This is a genomic window from Micromonospora pisi (assembly GCF_003633685.1).
Taxonomy (GTDB): domain Bacteria; phylum Actinomycetota; class Actinomycetes; order Mycobacteriales; family Micromonosporaceae; genus Micromonospora_G; species Micromonospora_G pisi.
Genome location: NZ_RBKT01000001.1, coordinates 1,566,361 through 1,584,616, shown reverse-complemented (window position 1 = coordinate 1,584,616; position 18,256 = coordinate 1,566,361). Strand labels below are relative to the sequence as shown.

The following is an 18,256-nucleotide window of genomic DNA, read 5'->3' as shown; positions in this document are numbered from 1 at the left end:
ATTGTCGTCCCGGATCGGGATCAGGCCGAGTAACCGCGGGTGGCGATCCAGTTGGCCATGTCGATGGTGCTCATCCAGTACGACGGGTCGTTCGGGTTGGCCGGGTCGGAGATCTTCACTGCCCGACCGTCATCGCGGTAACCGATCACGGCCAGGTAGTGGCCGCCCTCGTAGGAGTGCGAGACCCCGTCGGTGTCGGTACCGGTGCCGATGATGTTGGCGACCACGGCACGGTTGTCGTCGATCGCGTGCTTCACGTCAGCCTGGAGCTTGTCCATCTGCTCCGGCTTGGCCTTGCTGTCCGGGATGGCCGTCGTCTTGTAGACGTTGCCGCCCACGACGTCGTTCAGCACCCGGGTGGTGTCCTCGGCCGACGGCGTGCCCTCGACCGTGGTGCCCAGCTTCTTCGCGACCTCGTCCTGGCTCAGGTTGTGCCCGTCCGCGCTCAGCGCGATCCGGGTCGAGGCCGGGCCACACCAGTAGAAGTTCGGCTGCGCCTGGTAGTCAGCCTTCAGTTCCTTGGCCGACGGGGCGTGACCCTTGCCGCGGTCCTGGCCCTGGTCCTTGTCCTGGCCCTTGTCCATGTCGCCGTGACCCTTGTCGGAGGTGACGTGGGCGACGGTCGTCATGGCCGGGGCCGGGTTGGCCGCCGGGGCGGCCTGCGCGGTGGCGCCGAGCGGTCCGACGATGGCACCGCCGACGAACGCGAGACCAGCGGCGGTCATGGCGCCCTTACGAACTGCGGAAGTCTTTGCGATGGCCGGTAGCCACTGACTAAAGGTAGTCACGATGGTTGCCTTCCAGTGGGGGTTTCCCGCGCATGGGGGACAAGCGCGGGGCGAATGCGTCTCCAGGCCATGGGGGTGGCGGGACGCGTTCGAGATGTAACCGGTCCGGCCCGTGAATCATTCCGGGGATGTTCGCCCGGGGGCTGGCCGTGGAGTCGACCCGCTCGGGGTGCTCCGGTGTTCAGGGGGATGTAACCGGTCCGGCCCGTGAATCATTCCGGGGATGTTCGCCCGGGGGCCGGTCGTGGAGTCGACCCGCTCGGGGTGCTCCGGCGTACGGGGGTATAACCGATCCGGGGCCCCCGGCATTCCGGGAGATGGCCGGTCCAGCGAGTTGATCAAGGCAACTTGGCCGCCGTCCGGTTCTACTTGGCGGACATACCGGACATCCAGCCACTTACTGGTCGGTCGGACGCTGCCCCAGCACGGTGGCCTCGGCGTGCCGGTCCCGCAGCCGGGTACGGATCTGATCAGGCGTGTACGCCCGCCGTCGGCGCTCGGCACGGGCGATCACCACGCCGGTCGCCGCCACACCGACGACGCTTGCCAGGCCAACTATCTTCCACCAGCGCATCCGCCTAGGGTAGTCGAGTGGTCGATACGAGCATCAGCCTCGATGAGGCCGTCGACGTGACCCGTACCGGGGACGTGTGGGTCTTCCGCGGACGCAGCGTCCCGGACCGGGCCATCCAGCTCACCACGAACAGTCCGGTCAACCACGTCGGGATGGCTGTCGTCCTCGACGACCTGCCCCCGCTGATGTGGCACGCCGAACTGGGCCGGTCGCTACCGGACATGTGGTCCGGTACCCACCAGCGCGGCGTACAACTGCACAACCTTCGCGACGCCGTCTGCGTCTGGGCGAACCGGTACGGCCAACGCGCGTGGCTCCGCCAACTCGAACCGCCGGCCGGCCGTGCCCACGAGGACGCGGTGCTCCGTACGATCGCCCGCCTCGACGGCACCCCGTTCCCCTCCACCGCCCGGCTGGCCTGGCGCTGGGCGCAGGGCCGGGTGCCCAGCCTGCGACGGCCTGGGCTGTTCGGGGCCGAACGTCCGGATCGCGCCGACCCGTCCGGCGAGTCGCCGTCCGGATCGGCTCTCGCCCGGCCCGGATCGGCTCTCGCCCGGCAACGCGAGAGCGTGCTGGAGACCGCCTACTGCGCCGAGGTGGTCGCGGTGACGTACGAGGAGATGGGGTTGCTTCCGGGCGGTCGCCGGCCGAACTGGTACGACCCGGGCCGGTTCTGGAGCGGCGACGACCTCGAACTCACCGACGGCGCCCGACTCGGCGCGGAGATCACGGTCGAGATCCCGTCCCGCTGAACCGGGCACCGCGGACCGGGCACCGCGCACCGCGGACCGGGAGCCGCGGACCGGTGAGCCGTACAGCGGGAGCTGCCGACCGGGAGCCGATCACCGGCGGGCGCTGACACGTCCTATCGAGACGATCGGCCACGGCGCGCGCCGGCCGGCCAGAGCACGGTCACCGGCAGGCCCCGTTCACGGGCGGCACGGACCACGTCGGCGGTGTCGCCGATGTCGACCGACGGGCGCCCGTCCCAGACCGCCACGAGCATCTCGCAGCGGTCCAGCAGCTCCTCGCTCGCCGCCATGTACGCCTGCCGGCCGGACCGTGGGTACGGCATGTAGTCCACTTTCGCCGCGAGGTCGAGCAGCTCGTCGAAGTCGGCCAGGTTCTCCCGTTCGACCGCGTGCTGGCGGTAGTCGGCGGCCGGGATCACCGCCTCGTACGTGCCGTCCAGCGCCAGGATCTGCCGAGCGAAGAGCTGATCGGCACCGTTGGCCAGGCAGGTGATCCCCCGCAGCCCGGGTCCCGCGTACGGTCTCAGGTGCTCGGCCAGGCTGGCGGAGACGAGCTCCGCGGTGCCGTGGGCCAGTATCACGTGCCCGGTGACCCCGATTCGCGGCATGGCACACCGTCCGTTCGTTGTCACGCGTGCCGTACCCGGACGATCCGGAAGCCGGCATCGGCCAGGATGACCGGCATCTCCCTGATCGCGTCGTGGTTGCGTGCGCGCATCTCCGCCCCGAGGCTCTCCCATGGTCCGATCGCCGGATGCAGCCGCCGGGCGTCGTCGCGGGGCTCACCGTACCGCCAGCCGTTGGCGGTCCGCTCCCGCACCCAGCGCTCGTGTTCCAGCACCGCCAGCCGTTCTATCTCCGGCTCGGCCAGGGTGTACTCCTCACCCGGCCCCACCCGGGGGGAGAGGGCACAGCCGAGTTCCCGCAGCTTGCTGCCGAAATCCTCGGCCTGGGCACGGTTGGCGACCCGCAGCGTCTCGGGCAACCGCTCCCACGGCACCAGCGCGGGCGTCTCCTCCGGGCGCTCGCCGCGCCGATGCCGGGCCGCGACGTAACTCTCGTGGATCACCCGGGCCAGGTCGTCCCCGATCAGTTCCGGGTCGCAGGCGGCGCGGACCACGCCGTACAGGCGCAGGGTGCCGGAGAGGTCGTCGAGCAGCCGCTCGCCGGGGCCGCCGAAGGCGTCCCGGAGGTTCGCCAGCCGGTCCAGCCGGACCACCACCGAGCCGGGCTCGCCGTGCCACAACTGCTCGGCGGTGAGCGCCGTCTTCAACGCCCGCTGCTCGTCGTCGTAGCAGATGAAGACCCGGTCCGGCGGCAGCGGGAAACCACCGGCGGACAGGAAGGTGGCCAGGTCGCCGTCGTAGGCGGTGATCCGGCAGACCCGGTCCAGGAAGGGAAAGCGCTGGGTGAGCTGTTCCCGGGCCTGGTTGGCGTCCCCGTCGACCAGGGCGAGCGGAATCGGCCGCTCGTCCTGCGGGTCGCGGACCCGCCAGCGCCGGGCCAGTTCAACCAGCACGGAGCGGCCGAACGCGGTGGCACCGAGCACCACCACCCGGGGTGGTCGATCGTGGACCGGGACCGGCGGCTCCTGGGTGAGCAGCTTCCGTGCGGCCAGGTCGTCGATGTGGAAGAAGTCCACCCGCGCCCCGGGCTGGCCGGTCAGGCCGAGGTGCCGGGCCTGGAGCGCGAGGCAGAGTTCCGGGTCGGCGACCTCGGCGTAGACCGAGAGCGGGCTGCGCTGGCCGTGCCGGCCGTGGCGGGCGGCGGCGAGGGCGATCGCGGTGTTCGCGGCACTGTCGTCGGTGCAGGCGTAGAGAGCCCGTGCCCGGCCCACCCCGGCGGCTCCGAGCAGGTCCGGGTCCCGGGCCGCACGGGCGACCCGGCGGGCACCCGGCGTCGTCGGCACCGCCCCCGAAGGGACCGTCACCACCCGTTCGCCGTCGGAGCGGAGTCGGCGGGCGAGGGTGTTGGCGATCATGCCGTCACCGCAGACGATCACGTGGTTACGCGCCTGCCGTACCCGGAGCCGGCGCAGTTCGGTCGCGAAGACCAACCGGCCGGCCTCGATGAACGCGTACAGGGTGACGGCGGGGGCGGTGAACCGGGCGATCTCCAACGGCACCGGGAAGGTGCCGCCGTCGTCCAGCGGCGGTGAGCCGAGGACGAAGAGCTGGAGGTCGTAGTAGAGCAGGTCCAGCGGGTGCGCGTTCCCCTTGAGGAAATCGTCGAGGCCGAGATAACCGAGCACCAGCGACGCGACCCCGATCAGCGCGAAGATCAGGCGTAACACGTCCATGGTCGGCGCACGTGGCGGCTCGCCGAGATTCCTGCCGGGCACGACGCCTCCCGCGGGGGATCGGGCATGAACGCAGCGTCATCGTACCGTTGCGATTCGCCCCCACAAGGATCGACGAGTGCCGGTAACCCGTCAGCCCGGGAGCCGGTGCCCCGCCTCACGCTGGGCCGCCAACCAGGTCTCCACCTCGTCGGCCTGCCGGGGCAGGCCGGCCGAGAGGTTGACCGCGCCGGCGGGCGTCACGAGTACGTCGTCCTCGATCCGGATGCCGACACCGCGCAGCTCCGCCGGGACCAGTTCGTCCTCGGGCTGGAAGTAGAGGCCGGGCTCGACGGTGAGCACGTAGCCCTCGTCGAGGGTGCCGCCACGGTAGTGCTCCTTGCGGGCGTTCGCGCAGTCGTGCACGTCGATGCCGAGCATGTGCCCGAAGCCGTGCAGTGACCACCGGCGGTAGATCGTCGAGGAATCGTCCATCGCCTCGTCCACGCTGACCGGCAGCAACCCCAGCTCGGAGAGCCCCTCGGCGAGCACCTGCATGCACGTACGGTGCACGTCCTTGAAGCTCACCCCGGGGCGGATGAACTCGATCCCGGCCTGCTGGGAGGCGTACACGATGTCGTAGACCTGGCGTTGCAGCGGGCTGAAGGTGCCCGACACCGGGACCACCCGGGTGACGTCGGCGGTGTAGAGGTTCCGCCCCTCCACGCCCATGTCCATCAGCAGCAGGTCGCCCGGGCGGGTCGCGCCGGTGTTGCGGATCCAGTGCAGGATCGTGGCGTGCTCACCGGCCCCGACGATCGAGCTGTAACCGACGTCGTTGCCGTCGTGGCGGGCCCGCAGCGCGAAGATCCCCTCCAGCAGCCGCTCGGCCACCGGCCGGTCGGCCGGCAGCACCCGGGCGACGTCCTCGAAGCCGCGTACGGTCGCGTCGATCGCCTCCTGTAGCTGGGCGATCTCCCACTCGTCCTTGACCAGCTTCAGCTCACTGATCACCGCGGCCAGTTCCCGGTCCCGGCCGAGCCCGGCCGCCGGCTTCGCGCCGGTCGCGGCCGAGGTGTCGTACGGGCGGACGGCGGCGTCGACCGACGGGTCCAGCCCGCGCAGCACCCGGGTACGCCCCGGCGCGCAGTCGGCCAGCGCGGCCCCGAGCTCGGTCAGCGGCGCCGTCTCGACACCCAGCTCGGTCGACTTCTCGGCCAGCGTGTGCCGGCGACCCACCCACAGCTCGCCGTTGCGGCTGCGGAAGAACTCGTCGGACTCCTTCGAGTTGCGCGGCTGGGTGTAGAGGGTGGCCTCGTGGCCGGACCCGTTGGGGCGCAGCACCAGCACGCTCTCCGGGTCGTGGTCACCGGTGAGGTACGCGAAGTCGCTGCCCGGCCGGAACGGGTAGTCGGTGTCGTTCGCCCGCACCTTCTCGACACCGGTCGGGATCACCAGGGTCTCGCCGGCGAACGCGGCGGAGAGGGCGGCCCGCCGCTTGGCGTAGTTCGGGACCTCGGGACGGGGGTTCACCGCCAGGGCCGCGTCACGCCAGCCCTCCCGCATGAAGGCGAGGAACTTCTCGGGGAAGTCGGGGTCGTGCGACTCGACACGTGTCGTTTCCGGCGTGTTCTCGTTCTGTTCGTCACCCATGTCCCGCTCCTCCCACGCCAGCCTGCCTTCAGACCGTACCGCGCCTGTGTGTCGAGATCTCCCAGCGGTGCCGGCACACGTGTGCGGCGCGCGTGGAAAGATGACCGCCATGTGCGGACTCCTGGCCTTTTTCAGCGCGCGCGGCGACGCCAGCGCGCACCGAGACGCCCTTGCCGGAGCGTTGGAATGCCTGCATCACCGGGGACCGGACGAGACCGGTGTCGAACTCATCGCGGACCCGACGGGCACCCGGGCGGACGCCGTCTTCGCGCACAAGCGGTTGTCGATCATCGACGTGGCGCTCAGCCACGAGCCGCTGCCGTACGCCGACGGCCGCTACCTGCTCACCTTCAACGGTGAGATCTACAACTACCTGGAGCTGCGCGAGGAACTGGCCCGGGACTTCGGCGCCCAGTTCGCCACCCAGGGCGACGGCGAGGTGATCGTCGCCGGCTTCCACTACTGGGGCGAGCAGGTGCTCACCCGGCTGCGCGGCATGTTCGCGTTCGTGATCTGGGACCGGCAGGAGCGGCGGGCGTTCGGCGGCCGGGACTACTTCGGCATCAAGCCGCTGCACTACCTGGAGACCAACGACGGGGTCTACCTGGCGTCGGAGAAGAAGGCGCTGCTGCCGTTCGCGCCGGCGGCGCACGCCGGTGACGCCGGGGTGGACGGGGCGAGCCTCTCGCACTACCTCACCCTCCAGTACGTGCCCGAGCCGGGCACGCTGCACCACGGGATCCGCCGGATCGGTTCGGGCGAGTACCTGACCTGGACGCCGGGTGGCCGGATCGACGTGCGCCGGTGGTACCGCCCGGTGTTCCGGCCCGCCCCGGTCGACGACCAGCAGCGGCTCTACGACCAGATCCGGGAGACGCTGCGGGAGAGCGTACGGATGCACATGCGGGCCGACGTACCGGTCGGGTCGTTCCTCTCCAGCGGCATCGACTCGACCGCCGTGGTCGCCCTGGCCCGCGAGTTCAACCCGAACATCCTGACCTTCACGGTCGGCTTCGACGTGCCGGGTTACTCCGAGATCGACGTGGCCCAGGAGTCGGCCCGGGCGCTCGACGTCACCACCATCGCGACCAAGATCGGCCCGCAGGACATGATGGATGCCCTGCCGAAGATCGTCTGGCACCTGGACGACCCGGTCGCCGACCCGGCGCTGGTGCCGCTCTACTTCGTGGCGAAGAAGGCCGCCGAGCACGTCACCGTGGTCCTCTCCGGTGAGGGCGCGGACGAGTTCTTCGGCGGCTACACGATCTACCGTGAACCACTCTCGCTCGGCGCGGTGAACAGCCTGCCCGGCGGCATGCAGCGCGGGCTGCGGGCGGTCTCCAAGGCCATCCCGCAGGGGGTCAAGGGCAAGAGCTTCCTCGAACGCGGCACCACGCCGATCGAGGAGCGCTACTACGGCAACGCGCGGATGTTCACGGAGGAGGAGAAGCAGCACCTGATGCGCCGCTACGACCCGAGCGTGCGCTACACCGACGTGACCGCTCCGTTGTACGCCGAGGCCGCCGAACTCGACGACGTCACCAAGATGCAGTACATCGACCTCTACACCTGGCTGCGCGGCGACATCCTGGTCAAGGCCGACCGGATCTCGATGGCGCATTCACTGGAGGTGCGGGTGCCGTTCCTGGACCGGGAGGTGTTCGAGGTCGCCGCCGGCATCCCGGTCGACCTCAAGCTGCCGCCCCGCTCCGACGCCACCAAGTTCGCCATGCGTCAGGCGCTGCGCAACGTGGTGCCGCCGGCCATCGTCAACCGGCGCAAGCTCGGCTTCCCGACCCCGACCCGGGTCTGGCTGCGGGGCGAGATGTACGAGTGGGTCCGGCACATCTTCGCCACCTCCGGCGCCGGTGACCTGCTCGACCTCTCGTACGCGATGCGGCTGCTCGACGAGCACAAGCGGGAGGAGGCGGACCACTCGCGCAAGGTCTGGACCGTACTCATCTTCTGCATCTGGCACGCGATCTTCGTCGAGCGCACCCTCGACCCGGGTATCCAGCGCAACCAGTCCGCCCTGCTCACCAAGCCGGTGGTCGGCTCGATGGTCGCCTGAGCACCGCACCACGACCGGCCGTACGGGCCGGAGCACGCACACCGAGCCGGGCCCGACGCGTCACGCGTCGGGCCCGGCCGCTTCAGTGGGGCGGAGCTACGGACTGGTGCAGGTCACCGTCGGGGCGGTGTTGGTGGCGCCGGCGCTGCCGGTGAAGCCGAAGGTGGCGGTGCCGTTGGCGGCGAGGTTCCCGTTGTGGGCGACGTTACGTACGGTCACTGTCGACCCGCTCTGGGTGAAGCTGCCGTTCCAGAGGCTGCCGATCGTCTGGCCGTTCGCCCAGGTCCAGCGGGTGGTCCAGCCACTCAGTGCGGAGCTGCCCGTGTTGCGGACCGTCACCTCGCCCTGGAATCCACCGGACCAGCTACCGGTCGTGCGGTAGGTGGCGGAGCAGCCCGCGTTGCCCGGCGGCGGGGTGGTCGGGTTCGGTGGCGGGGTGGTCGGGTTCGGCGGCGGCGTGGTCGGGTTCGGCGGGTTGGAACCACCCGGTCCCACCCCGGTCACCTCACCGTTGCCGCCGTCGAAGACCACGTCCGAGCAGCCGAAGAAGTTCTCCTGGCTGTCGGAGCGCACCCAGCGGGAGTAGATGATGTGCCGACCGCTCTTGCCGGTCGGCAACTGCCCGCTGAAGTAGTAGTGGCCCTCGTTGGTGCCGACCCCGCCGCTCTGCGGCGGGTTGGTCACGGTCAGGAACGGCTCCTCGAGATCGCTCCAGGCCAGTGGTCGGGTCGGGCTCCAACTGTTCTTCGTGACGTAGAAGTAGAAGGTGCCGGGGTGGTGGGCCCAGTTGCTGTACTTGAAGTTGAAGTTGCCGCCCGCGGTCAGGTGGGTCAGCGGCCAGTCGTTACGGGCCAGGTTGTAGCCGCTGAAGCTGGCGTTGCCGCCGCTGCAGAGCTGCCCGTCAGCGACGAAGCCGGTGGTCCGCCCGGCCGCGTCGGAGCGCAGCACGCTGAACCAGTTGTAGAGCGAGTTCGCCCCACTCTGGTTCACCGCCGCCGCGCAGGCCGGGTTGTTCGGCTGGATGTCGCCACGCGGGCTGAGCCCGTCCTTCCAGCACAGGAACGTACGGCTGCCGGGTGCCATGGCGGCACCGTGGGCGAGCGCCGCGTTGGGGGTCACCACCGTCAGGACGCCGGCGGTGAGCATGGCCGCGGTGGCGAGCACCACGACTCTGCGGAAGGGTTTCACCGAGTTCTCCTTACTTCGGGCTAGATCCGCAGGCGGGTGGGTACGCCGGTGCTGCGGACTACCAGTGGGGTCCCGCGAGCGCGGGAGCGGTGTCGCCAGACCTGTGCGCGGTGTCGCCGAACCCTCTCGCCCTGCTGAGGTCCCAGGTGGCGGGCAGGCGACGACGCGGCGCCCGGTCCGATCACGGACGGGTCTGCTGCTCGCGTGGCCCCTGCGGCATCCGGCACGGCGCGTTAGCCCCCGCGCTGTCCCGGTACGCGCCAGTGCACCACGGATGAGGACCCCATGGCAATAGGTAGATGTCTATCGAAGGTGGGAGGCGTCACTCCGGCTCCGTCGGCCACTCACATCCGACCCGACCCGACCCGCTGGTCGAGGCAACCGGCATGCTGTGCACGGACGAAAGCCCGTACCGGGGCGGCATGGCGGCGATGGGGGCAGTGAATGGGGTACGCGGTGGTGATCGGCGAGGCGCTGGTCGACCTCCTCGACGGGCAGGTCGACGGGGAACCGGTCTACCGGCAGATGATCGGTGGCGCGCCGCTCAACGTCGCCGTCGGGGCGGCCCGGCTCGGCTCGGCCGTGGAGTTCGTCGGATCACTCGGAGACGACGTACTCGCCGGGCGGATCCGCGCCCTGCTCGCCGACGCCGGGGTGGGACAGCGCGGGGTGGTCACCGTACCGGCGCCGACCGCGCTGGCCGTGGCGACCTTCGCCGGTGCCGAACCCGACTTCCGCTTCTACGGCGAACCCCCGTCGTACGGCCTGCTGGAGGCTGACGCCCTCGACCAGGAACTGATCCGTGCGGCGTCCGTGCTCTACTGCGGCTCGATCGCCCTGCTCCGCGCCCCGGTACTCGCCGCCGCCCGGCGGGCCTGGTCGCTCACCACCGGCCGGCGCGTCTTCGACCCGAACGTACGCCCCCGGCTGCTGCCCGACGCGGCCGCGATGGACCGGCTGCGTGCCCTGGTCGCCGAGTTCGCGGCCAGCGCCGACCTGGTCAAACTGAGCGCCGCCGACGCCGAACTGCTCTATCCCGGCGAACCGCTGGAGCGGGTCGCGCAGCGGCTGCGCACGCTCGGCGCCGCCGCCGTGGTGATCACCCAGGGGCCTACCGGCGCGCTGGTCTCGGCCGGGACGGGGGAAGCCCCGGTCCGGGTGCCCGCGCCGGTGGTCAACGCGGTCGACGCCACCGGCGCCGGTGACTCGGTGATGGGCGCGCTCATCGCCGACCTGCTCCTGACCGGGCCACCGGCCCCGGAGGACTGGCCGGAACGGGTGACGTACGCCCTGCGCGTCGCCGGGCTGGTCTGCGAGGCACCGGGCGCGGCGGTCGCGATGCCCACCCGGGAGCAGGTGGCCGCCCGCTTCCCCACCCCGATCCGGGGCCGGGATCAGGTGTCGCCGCCGAGCTCCGCGTAACCGAGACGGATGGCGGGCAGGGTCACCTCCGGGCCGAACGGTGCCCGGGCGGCGACCCGCTCGGCCGGCGCGCCGTCGGCGTGTCCGTCGCGGATCAACCAGGCGAGCGTGGCGAGCTGCTCGTGCTGCGCGCGTACCTGGTCGGTGTCGAAGACCGGGCCGTGTCCGGGCACGGTCACGGTGTTCGGGGTGGTCAGCCGGAGCAGCTCCGCCACCGTCTCCGGCCACTCCAGGGGGTAGCTGTCGTCGAACGACGGCGGCCCGCTCGACTCCACCAGGTCCCCGGCGACCAGCAGGTCGGCGTCGGGCACCTGCACCACCAGGTCGCCGTCGGTGTGGCCGCGCCCGAGGTGCCGCAGGACCACCGTCCGCCCACCGAGATCCAGGGTGGACTCCAGGTGGACCGTGTGCGTCGGGGCGAGGATGGTGGTGCGGGTCAACTCCTCGGCGAGCGCCGGCTCCCGGTCGCGCATCTCGTCGTACGCCTGCTGGCGGACCAGTTCCGGCTGGTCGCGTAACCGGGCCGCGGCGGCCGTGTGCGCGTAGACCGGCCCGGTCACCTCCCCGACCAGGGTGGCGTTGCCGAAGCAGTGGTCGAAGTGGTGGTGGGTGTTGACCAGGATCCACGGGTGGCCAGTGAGCGCTCGTACGGCGACGGCCAGTTCGGCGGCCTGGGTCGCGGTCGACAGCGTGTCGACCAGCAGCGCCCTGTCGTCGCCGACGACGAGGGTCACGTTGACGTCGAGTACGGGATGGCGCAGCAGGTAGACCCGCTCGCCGACCTCGTCGAATCCGATGCTCATGGTGTCCGTGACGCCCTTTCCACGAACCGGTGCCGGTCGACCAGTGCCCGTTCCACCCGCCCCTGCGCCACCATGGTCGAGCCGTCGGTGACGCTCACGTCGAAGTGCAGCCGCCGGCCGGTCACCTCGGTCAGCCAGGCCTGGGCGACGACCGTCCGCCCGACCGGGGTCGGCATCGTGTGGTCGAGCTCCACCCGCAGACCGACGGTGGTCATCCCGGGCAGCAGTCGGGTGGCGGTCGCGGCGACCGTGGCTGCCTCGGCGAGCGCGAGCACCCGGGGCGTACCCAGCACCGGCACGTCACCCGAACCCACCGCCAGGGCGGTGTCGGTGTCGCTGACGGTGAGTTCAACCCGGGCGGTCAGACCGGGTGCGAAGCCGGGATCCGGCGGTTGCTCCATGGGTGCAGCTTAGGGCCTGTGCCGCCGCCGGATGATCGGCATGACCCGGCCACCCGTGGCCGGCGGGTCGGCGCGGCGGGGTTCAGCGGGGCGTCCGGGCCGCCCGTGCGCGGGCGGTCAGTTCGGCCGCCAACGCCCACGCCTCGGCGATGTCCCGGTCCTGCGCCGCCGCGCCCGGCCCGCCCGCCGTGTCGGCGTGCACCGTGGCCAACCGCAGCCGGCGCTGCAACGGCCCCTGAACCACCCGGACGCTCTGGATCCGGGCGTACGGCACCACGACGAGTTGCCGGGTCAGCAGCCCCTGCCGGACCGCGAACACCTGTTCGCTCAGGCCGGCACCGAGCACCGGCTGCGCCAGCGGGTGCACCCACCGGGCCCGCCGGGGCGGCGGGGGGAGTGTCATGGTGAGATCCACGCCCGGCAGCACCTCGGCCATGACCCGTTGCGCGGTGTCCGGGTCACCCACGGGCATCAGCTGGTCCGCCCGGTTGACCGCGTCCGCGTCGGTGGAGAAGCCGGCCACCTCCAGTCGCAGCCGGAGCCAGCCCTTCACCCGCCACAGCAGCGGCCAGGTCACCCCGACCGCCTGGACCCGGTCCAACGGCACCGTCTGCGCGCGGGTCTCCAGCAGACCGTGTCGTACGCGGAGCCCGGCCTCGTCCCGGCCGAGCTGGAAGTTCCAGTCCGCGAGCACCCGGCGCAGCGGCTGGAGCAGCACGCCCGCCATCGCGGTCAGGGTGCTGGCGACCGCGATGAACGACCAGGACCCGGCGGAGAGGAACTGGACCACGACGAAGGCGACGCCGAACGGCAGCAGCAGCGCCTGCGGGGTGAGCAGTTGGCTGACCAGCAGGTCCCGGTTCGCGACCGAGAGCAGGTGCCGACGGTTCAGCTCGCCCGGGACGGGGGCCTCGACCCGACCGTCACCGGACGGGGTCGACGGTGGAGTACGGGCGGCGAGGCCGAGCAGGCGCTCGCGCAGTGCCACCGCGTCGGCCACCGCGACGTACGCCAGAGGTGCCTCGGTCTTGCCGCCGCCGACCACCTCCAGACGCAGTTCGGCCAGGCCGCTGAGTTGCGCCAGCAGGGGGCGGACCACTTCGACGGACTGCAGCCGCTCCAGCGGGATGGCCCGGGTACGTCGCCACAGCAGCCCTTCGTGGATCCGCAGCTCCCGGCCGACCACGTGGTAACCGGTGTTGTACCAGCTGACCAGCGACAGGACGACGACGCCGAGCAGCAGCACCGTGACCAGGGCGGCGTACCAGCCGATCCCCACCCGGCCGAGGGTCTGCCAGGAGAGCGCCGCGATGATCACGACGAGAGAGTTGGCGCCGTGCAGCAGCGGGCTCAGCGGATGCAGCCTCTTCCGGGGCTCGACGGCTGGTGGCTGGCCGGCCGGTGGCTCGACGGCTGGTGGCTGGCCGGCTGGTGGCTCGACGGGCTGTGGTTGGCCGGCTGGTGGCTCGACGGCCGGTGGTTGGCCGGCCGGTGGTTGGGTGGGGGGCGGCTGGGCGGCCGGACTGCCCGGCGCGGGTGGCTCGGTCACCGGCCGTGCCCCCGGTACCCGCGGATGGTCACAGGCCCTCCGCGCGGTCTTCGCCGAGGGCGGTGAGCCGGTCCCGGAGCCGGGACGCCTCGGCCGGGCGCAGCCCCGGCACCCGGGCGTCGCTCGCCGCGGCGGCGGTGTACAACTGGACCGTGGCCAGGTCGAAGGCGCGTTCCAACGGGCCGGCGCTGACGTCGACGAACTGCATCCGGGCGTAGGGCACGATCGACAGGCGGCGGACCAGCAGGCCGTGCCGGACCAGTAGGTCGTGGTCGCGTTCGGCGTACCCCCAGGCGTGTACGGCCCGCACGATCGCGAAGACCCGCCAGCCGCCGAGCACCGCGGCCAGTGCCAGGAGAAGCCCGAAGAGCCAGTAGCCGGTGATCGCCCAGGTGATGCCCAGTCCGGCCAGCAGTACGCCCATGCCGGCGGCGAGCCGCAGCACCTCGACCCAGATCAGGTCCCGGGAGACCGGCTGCCACCGCACCGTCTCCGGCCACGGTTCGAGCGGACTCGTCGGCCCGGCGTGACCCACGCTGGCCGGAGCCGGAGCCGGAGCCGGAGCCGGAGCCGGAGCCGGGTCGGGAGTCTCGGAGCCGCTCAACTGGTCACCCCGCGTCGCGGGTGGACGCCGCGAACCGGGACACCACTACAGCGGAGATCGCTTCGCTCGCTCACGGGTCGAGCGTAGGCGATTGGTCCATTGATGCCACCTCGCGGAGGAAACCGCGGGCGTCCAGAAAATCGCCGAGACTCTGCCGATGCTCCGCGCAGGCGAGCCAGGTCTTACGCCGCTCCGGGTCGTGCAACCGGGGATTGTTCCAACGCAGGGCCCAGATCGCGGGCGCCCGGCAACCCCGTGCCGAACAGACCGGAGTGGTCGGGAGCGGGTCGGAGTCGGTCACCCGGCGAGTGTACGGAGGTCGAAACACGCGGTTCCGCAGGAGGCACCCGGGGTCGACACGGGCAGTTGAGCGCCGGGCGACCACGGGGGGAGCCGCCCGGCGACGGCTGAATCGTACACGTCACCCGCCGGGTCGTGTCTACCCACGAGCGACGTTTCATGTTGTCGCCGCCGTACGCCGAGAGCCGTCCCCGGCGTAGCGATGCGGTCGCGCCGGGGGCGGCCACGTGATAAATGGTGTTCTCGCCACCCGGCTTCTCAGCCGGACGTGCGAGGCTTGGTGCGGCAGTCCGGCCGAGGGAGGGCGGACTGCCTCGCCGACATTTTCGATCACGCGACCCCGCTGTGGAGGACCGGTGGCCCAGCCGACCACGCCCGACGCCCCGACACCGACCGAATCCGCCACCGGCGGCACCACCACCGGGAGCACCCCGGCGGAGGACGCGACCCTGCTCGAACGCGCGTTGTTCGAGGTCAAGCGGGTGATTGTGGGCCAGGACCGGATGGTGGAGCGGATGTTCGTCGCCCTGCTCGCCCGCGGCCACTGCCTCCTGGAGGGGGTGCCCGGAGTGGCGAAGACGCTGGCGGTGGAGACCCTCGCCAAGGTCGTCGGAGGCACCTTCTCCCGGGTGCAGTTCACCCCGGACCTGGTGCCGGCGGACATCGTCGGGACCCGGATCTACCGGCAGTCGAGCGAGAAGTTCGACGTCGAACTCGGTCCGGTCTTCGTCAACTTCCTGCTCGCCGACGAGATCAACCGTGCGCCGGCCAAGGTGCAGTCGGCCCTGCTGGAGGTGATGTCGGAACAGCAGGTCTCGATCGGCGGCCAGACCCACCGGGTGCCGAACCCGTTCCTGGTCATGGCGACCCAGAACCCGATCGAGCAGGAGGGGGTCTATCCGCTGCCCGAGGCGCAGCGGGACCGGTTCCTGATGAAGATCCTGGTCGGCTATCCGACCGACGCCGAGGAACGCGAGATCGTCTACCGGATGGGGGTCAGCGCGCCCGAGCCGGTGCCGGTGTTCAGCCCGACCGAACTGATCGCCCTGCAACGCAAGGCCGACCAGGTGTTCGTACACAACGCCCTGGTCGACTACACGGTACGGCTGGTCCTCGCCACCCGCTCCCCGGCCGAGCACGGGATGCCGGACGTGGCCCAGCTCATCCAGTACGGGGCCAGCCCACGCGCCTCGCTCGGCATCGTCCGGGCCACCCGGGCGTTGGCACTGCTGCGCGGGCGGGACTACGCGCTGCCCCAGGACGTACAGGACATCGCCCCGGACATCCTGCGGCACCGGCTGGTGCTCAGCTACGACGCGCTCGCTGACGACGTACCCGCGGACCACATCGTCGGCAGGGTGATGTCCACCATCCCGCTGCCCTCGGTGGCACCCCGGCAGAATGCCGCGCCGGTGTCGCCCACCCCCGTGCAACCGGCCGCCGCCTGGCCGGGACGGCCGTGACGCCTGCCGCCGACCGGGCCCGGTTCCCCGGCGTCGGACCGGCGACCTCCGACGCCACCTCGGGCCGTGCCGAGGCCGTGCTGTCGCGGTTGCAACTGCTGGTCACCCGCAAACTCGACGGTCTCCTTCAGGGGGACTACGCGGGCCTGCTGCCGGGGCCGGGTAGCGAGGCGGGGGAGTCCCGGGAGTACCGCCCCGGTGACGACGTACGCCGGATGGACTGGCCGGTGACGGCACGTACCACCACGCCGCACGTGCGCCGGACGGTCGCCGACCGGGAGTTGGAGACCTGGATGGCGGTGGACCTCTCGGCCAGCCTCGACTTCGGGACCGGACAGTGGCTCAAGCGCGACCTCGTGGTCGCCGCCGCGGCGGCGATGGTGCACCTGACCGTACGGGGTGGGAACCGGATCGGCGCGGTGGTCGGCAGCGGTGGCGTGGGCGGTGCCTCCCGTACCGGGACCGGTCTGGCCAGCGCGCGGCCGGGCGTGCTCCGGTTGCCGGCCCGGCCTGGCCGCAAGGAGGCGCAGGGGTTGTTGCGGGCGATCGCGGCCACCGAGATCCGGCCCGGCCGCAGTGATCTCGGCGCCCTGGTCGACATGCTCAACCGCCCGCCGCGACGGCGCGGCGTGGCGGTGGTGATCTCCGACTTCCTGGCGCCGCCGGAGCAGTGGGGGCGGCCGGTACGCAAGCTGGCCGTCCGGCACGACGTGCTGGCGATCGAGGTGGTCGATCCGCGTGAGCTGGAGCTGCCCGATGTCGGGGTGCTCGCGTTGGTCGACCCGGAAACCGGTGCGCTGCACGAGGTGCAGACCGCCGATCCCCGACTGCGGCAGCGGTACGCCGACGCCGCGTCGGCCCAACGGGCGGCGATCGCCCATCAGCTGCGCGCCGCCGGTGCGGCGCACCTGCGGCTGCGGACCGACTCAGACTGGCTGCTGGACATGGTGCGTTTTGTCGCCGCGCAGCGGCACGCACGTACCAGGGGGACGACGCGATGATTCGTTTCTTGCAACCGTGGTGGCTGCTGGCGCTGCTGCCGGTGCTCGCCGTCGCCGGGGCGTACGTGTGGCGGCAGTTGCGCCGTCGCGAGTACGCGATCCGTTTCACCAATGTGGAGCTGCTGCGCAGCCTCGCGCCGAAGGGGCTGGGCTGGCGCCGGCACGCGGCGGCGAGCGCCTTCCTGCTGAGCCTGGCGATCCTGGCGACCGCGATGGCGCGCCCGTCGGTCGACACCGAGGAGCCGTTGGAGCGGGCCACCATCATGCTCGCCATCGACGTGTCGCTGTCGATGGAGGCCGACGATGTCGCGCCGAACCGGTTGGAGGCGGCGCAGGAGGCGGCCAAGCAGTTCGTCGGCGAGCTGCCGCCGACGTACAACCTGGGGTTGGTTTCGTTCGCCAAGTCGGCGAACGTGCTGGTGCCGCCGGGCAAGGACCGTTCGGCGGTGACCCAGGCGATCGACGGTCTGGTGCTGGCCGAGGCGACCGCGACCGGCGAGGCGGTCTTCACCTCGCTGGAGGCGATCCGGTCGGTGCCGGCCGACGGTGCGCAGGGCATCCCACCCGCCCGGATCGTGCTGCTGTCGGACGGGTTCCGGACGGCCGGGCGGTCGGTGGAGGAGGCCGCTGCGGCGGCGCAGGCGGCGAACGTACCGGTCTCCACGATCGCGTTCGGCACCGACTCGGGTCAGGTCGACATCGGCGGGCAGGTCCAGCGGGTACCGGTCGACCGGATGGCCCTGGCGCAGCTCGCCGAGACCACCCAGGGCTTCTTCTACGAGGCCGCGTCGGTCACCGAGCTGAAGCAGGTCTACCAGGACATGGGGAGTTCGATCGGGTTCCGGACCGAACCCCGTGAGGTCACCCAGTGGTACGCCGGGGTGGCGTTGCTGTTCGCGCTGTGCGCGGCGGCGATGAGTCTGCTGTGGACCTCGCGGCTGCCCTGACGACCATCCCCCGTGGGCCGGCCGGTTCGGGTGGACCGGCTGGCCCCGGGGCGGTCGGTACGTTCAGGGCGTCCCGCTGACCAGGACGAACAGGACCAGGACCCACATGGCGGCGAGGGTGAAGCCGACGGGGGCGACAAAACGGTTCATGACTGTGTTCTCCGGTGGCGGCTCAGGCGGCCCGCGCCGGCGTGACCGGACCGGCAGGGGCCTGAGGGGTAGGGACGCGCACACGAAGTCGTGACCGGGCGCTCCACGCGCCCCGGCGCCGAGCGGGCGGCGGGGGATCGCACCACACGTGCCTCAACCGGGCGGCGGCCGAGGTTGACGCAGGCGGTGCGAGGAGCGGGACTGGGTCAGTTCACCGGCAGAGTCGTGGCTCAGCGGGACTGACGAGCGGCCCGGCCACGACTAGGAGGATCGCTATCTCGCACAGCGATCACCTCCACCTGTCGAACCGGA

Annotated in this window: 17 protein-coding genes; 6 read left to right on the top strand and 11 right to left on the bottom strand. The window is 71.6% G+C overall.

The window, feature by feature from the left end; genetic code table 11:
* Window positions 1-20: 20 nt before the first annotated feature.
* Together BDK92_RS05990 and BDK92_RS38845 are read right to left on the bottom strand one after the other, a co-directional pair.
* Window positions 21-725, bottom strand: coding sequence for a C39 family peptidase (locus BDK92_RS05990; protein WP_121155353.1), 705 nt, complete (start codon window positions 723-725; stop codon window positions 21-23).
* Window positions 726-1,185: 460 nt separating this feature from the next.
* Window positions 1,186-1,362 carry a hypothetical protein gene (locus BDK92_RS38845; RefSeq protein WP_170208511.1) on the bottom strand — a complete coding sequence of 59 codons (177 nt, stop codon included), beginning with the start codon at window positions 1,360-1,362 and terminating at the stop codon, window positions 1,186-1,188.
* 17 nt (window positions 1,363-1,379) lie between these two features.
* Here BDK92_RS38845 and BDK92_RS05985 point away from each other — a divergent pair, with 17 nt between their 5' ends.
* The gene (locus BDK92_RS05985) at window positions 1,380-2,114 is read left to right on the top strand and encodes a hypothetical protein (protein WP_121155351.1); all 735 of its coding nucleotides are present in this window, start codon (window positions 1,380-1,382) and stop codon (window positions 2,112-2,114) included.
* Between the two features lie 113 nt (window positions 2,115-2,227).
* On the opposite strand, the gene BDK92_RS05980 is transcribed toward BDK92_RS05985, so the two are convergent.
* From BDK92_RS05980 to BDK92_RS05970, 3 genes are all read right to left on the bottom strand, one after another.
* A complete protein-coding gene (locus BDK92_RS05980) occupies window positions 2,228-2,722 on the bottom strand; it encodes a hypothetical protein (RefSeq protein ID WP_121155349.1) in 495 nt (164 codons plus the stop codon).
* Window positions 2,723-2,742: 20 nt separating this feature from the next.
* Complete coding sequence (locus BDK92_RS05975; protein ID WP_147456924.1) at window positions 2,743-4,455, bottom strand: RyR domain-containing protein; 1,713 nt, start codon at window positions 4,453-4,455, stop codon at window positions 2,743-2,745.
* Between the two features lie 90 nt (window positions 4,456-4,545).
* A complete protein-coding gene (locus tag BDK92_RS05970; protein ID WP_121155345.1) occupies window positions 4,546-6,045 on the bottom strand; it encodes an aminopeptidase P family protein in 1,500 nt (499 codons plus the stop codon).
* A 109-nt stretch (window positions 6,046-6,154) separates the two neighbouring features.
* Between BDK92_RS05970 and asnB the strand changes: the two genes are divergently transcribed.
* Window positions 6,155-8,116, top strand: coding sequence for an asparagine synthase (glutamine-hydrolyzing) (asnB, locus tag BDK92_RS05965; RefSeq protein ID WP_121161699.1), 1,962 nt, complete (start codon window positions 6,155-6,157; stop codon window positions 8,114-8,116).
* A gap of 96 nt (window positions 8,117-8,212) precedes the next feature.
* Here asnB and BDK92_RS05960 read toward each other — a convergent pair whose 3' ends face one another.
* Window positions 8,213-9,262: a lytic polysaccharide monooxygenase auxiliary activity family 9 protein gene (locus BDK92_RS05960; RefSeq protein ID WP_121161697.1), complete on the bottom strand. Its 1,050-nt coding sequence runs from the start codon at window positions 9,260-9,262 to the stop codon at window positions 8,213-8,215.
* Window positions 9,263-9,748: 486 nt separating this feature from the next.
* Here BDK92_RS05960 and BDK92_RS05955 point away from each other — a divergent pair, with 486 nt between their 5' ends.
* Window positions 9,749-10,726: a carbohydrate kinase family protein gene (locus BDK92_RS05955; protein WP_121155343.1), complete on the top strand. Its 978-nt coding sequence runs from the start codon at window positions 9,749-9,751 to the stop codon at window positions 10,724-10,726.
* On the opposite strand, the gene BDK92_RS05950 is transcribed toward BDK92_RS05955, so the two are convergent.
* The 5 genes from BDK92_RS05950 to BDK92_RS05930 form a co-directional block, all read right to left on the bottom strand.
* A complete protein-coding gene (locus BDK92_RS05950) occupies window positions 10,699-11,529 on the bottom strand; it encodes an MBL fold metallo-hydrolase (protein ID WP_121155341.1) in 831 nt (276 codons plus the stop codon). The two genes, BDK92_RS05955 and BDK92_RS05950, sit on opposite strands and share 28 nt — an antisense overlap.
* Entirely contained in the window at window positions 11,526-11,930 is a 405-nt protein-coding gene (locus tag BDK92_RS05945) for a thioesterase family protein (RefSeq protein WP_121155339.1), read from the bottom strand. The genes BDK92_RS05950 and BDK92_RS05945 overlap by 4 nt, the downstream gene beginning before the upstream one ends.
* Window positions 11,931-12,012: 82 nt before the next feature.
* Window positions 12,013-13,479, bottom strand: coding sequence for a PH domain-containing protein (locus tag BDK92_RS05940; protein ID WP_121155337.1), 1,467 nt, complete (start codon window positions 13,477-13,479; stop codon window positions 12,013-12,015).
* A 28-nt stretch (window positions 13,480-13,507) separates the two neighbouring features.
* Complete coding sequence (locus tag BDK92_RS05935) at window positions 13,508-14,083, bottom strand: PH domain-containing protein (protein WP_425462210.1); 576 nt, start codon at window positions 14,081-14,083, stop codon at window positions 13,508-13,510.
* Between the two features lie 70 nt (window positions 14,084-14,153).
* A complete protein-coding gene (locus tag BDK92_RS05930) occupies window positions 14,154-14,384 on the bottom strand; it encodes a hypothetical protein (RefSeq protein ID WP_121155333.1) in 231 nt (76 codons plus the stop codon).
* Between the two features lie 355 nt (window positions 14,385-14,739).
* On the opposite strand from BDK92_RS05930, the gene BDK92_RS05925 reads away from it, so the two are divergent.
* From BDK92_RS05925 to BDK92_RS05915, 3 genes are read left to right on the top strand one after another with little or no spacing between them, the layout of a single operon-like run.
* Window positions 14,740-15,846: an AAA family ATPase gene (locus BDK92_RS05925; protein ID WP_121155331.1), complete on the top strand. Its 1,107-nt coding sequence runs from the start codon at window positions 14,740-14,742 to the stop codon at window positions 15,844-15,846.
* Window positions 15,843-16,847, top strand: a complete 1,005-nt coding sequence (locus BDK92_RS05920) for a DUF58 domain-containing protein (protein ID WP_211349100.1) — start codon at window positions 15,843-15,845, stop codon at window positions 16,845-16,847. The genes BDK92_RS05925 and BDK92_RS05920 overlap by 4 nt, the downstream gene beginning before the upstream one ends.
* A complete protein-coding gene (locus BDK92_RS05915) occupies window positions 16,844-17,794 on the top strand; it encodes a VWA domain-containing protein (protein ID WP_121155329.1) in 951 nt (316 codons plus the stop codon). The genes BDK92_RS05920 and BDK92_RS05915 overlap by 4 nt, the downstream gene beginning before the upstream one ends.
* Window positions 17,795-18,256: the final 462 nt, after the last annotated feature.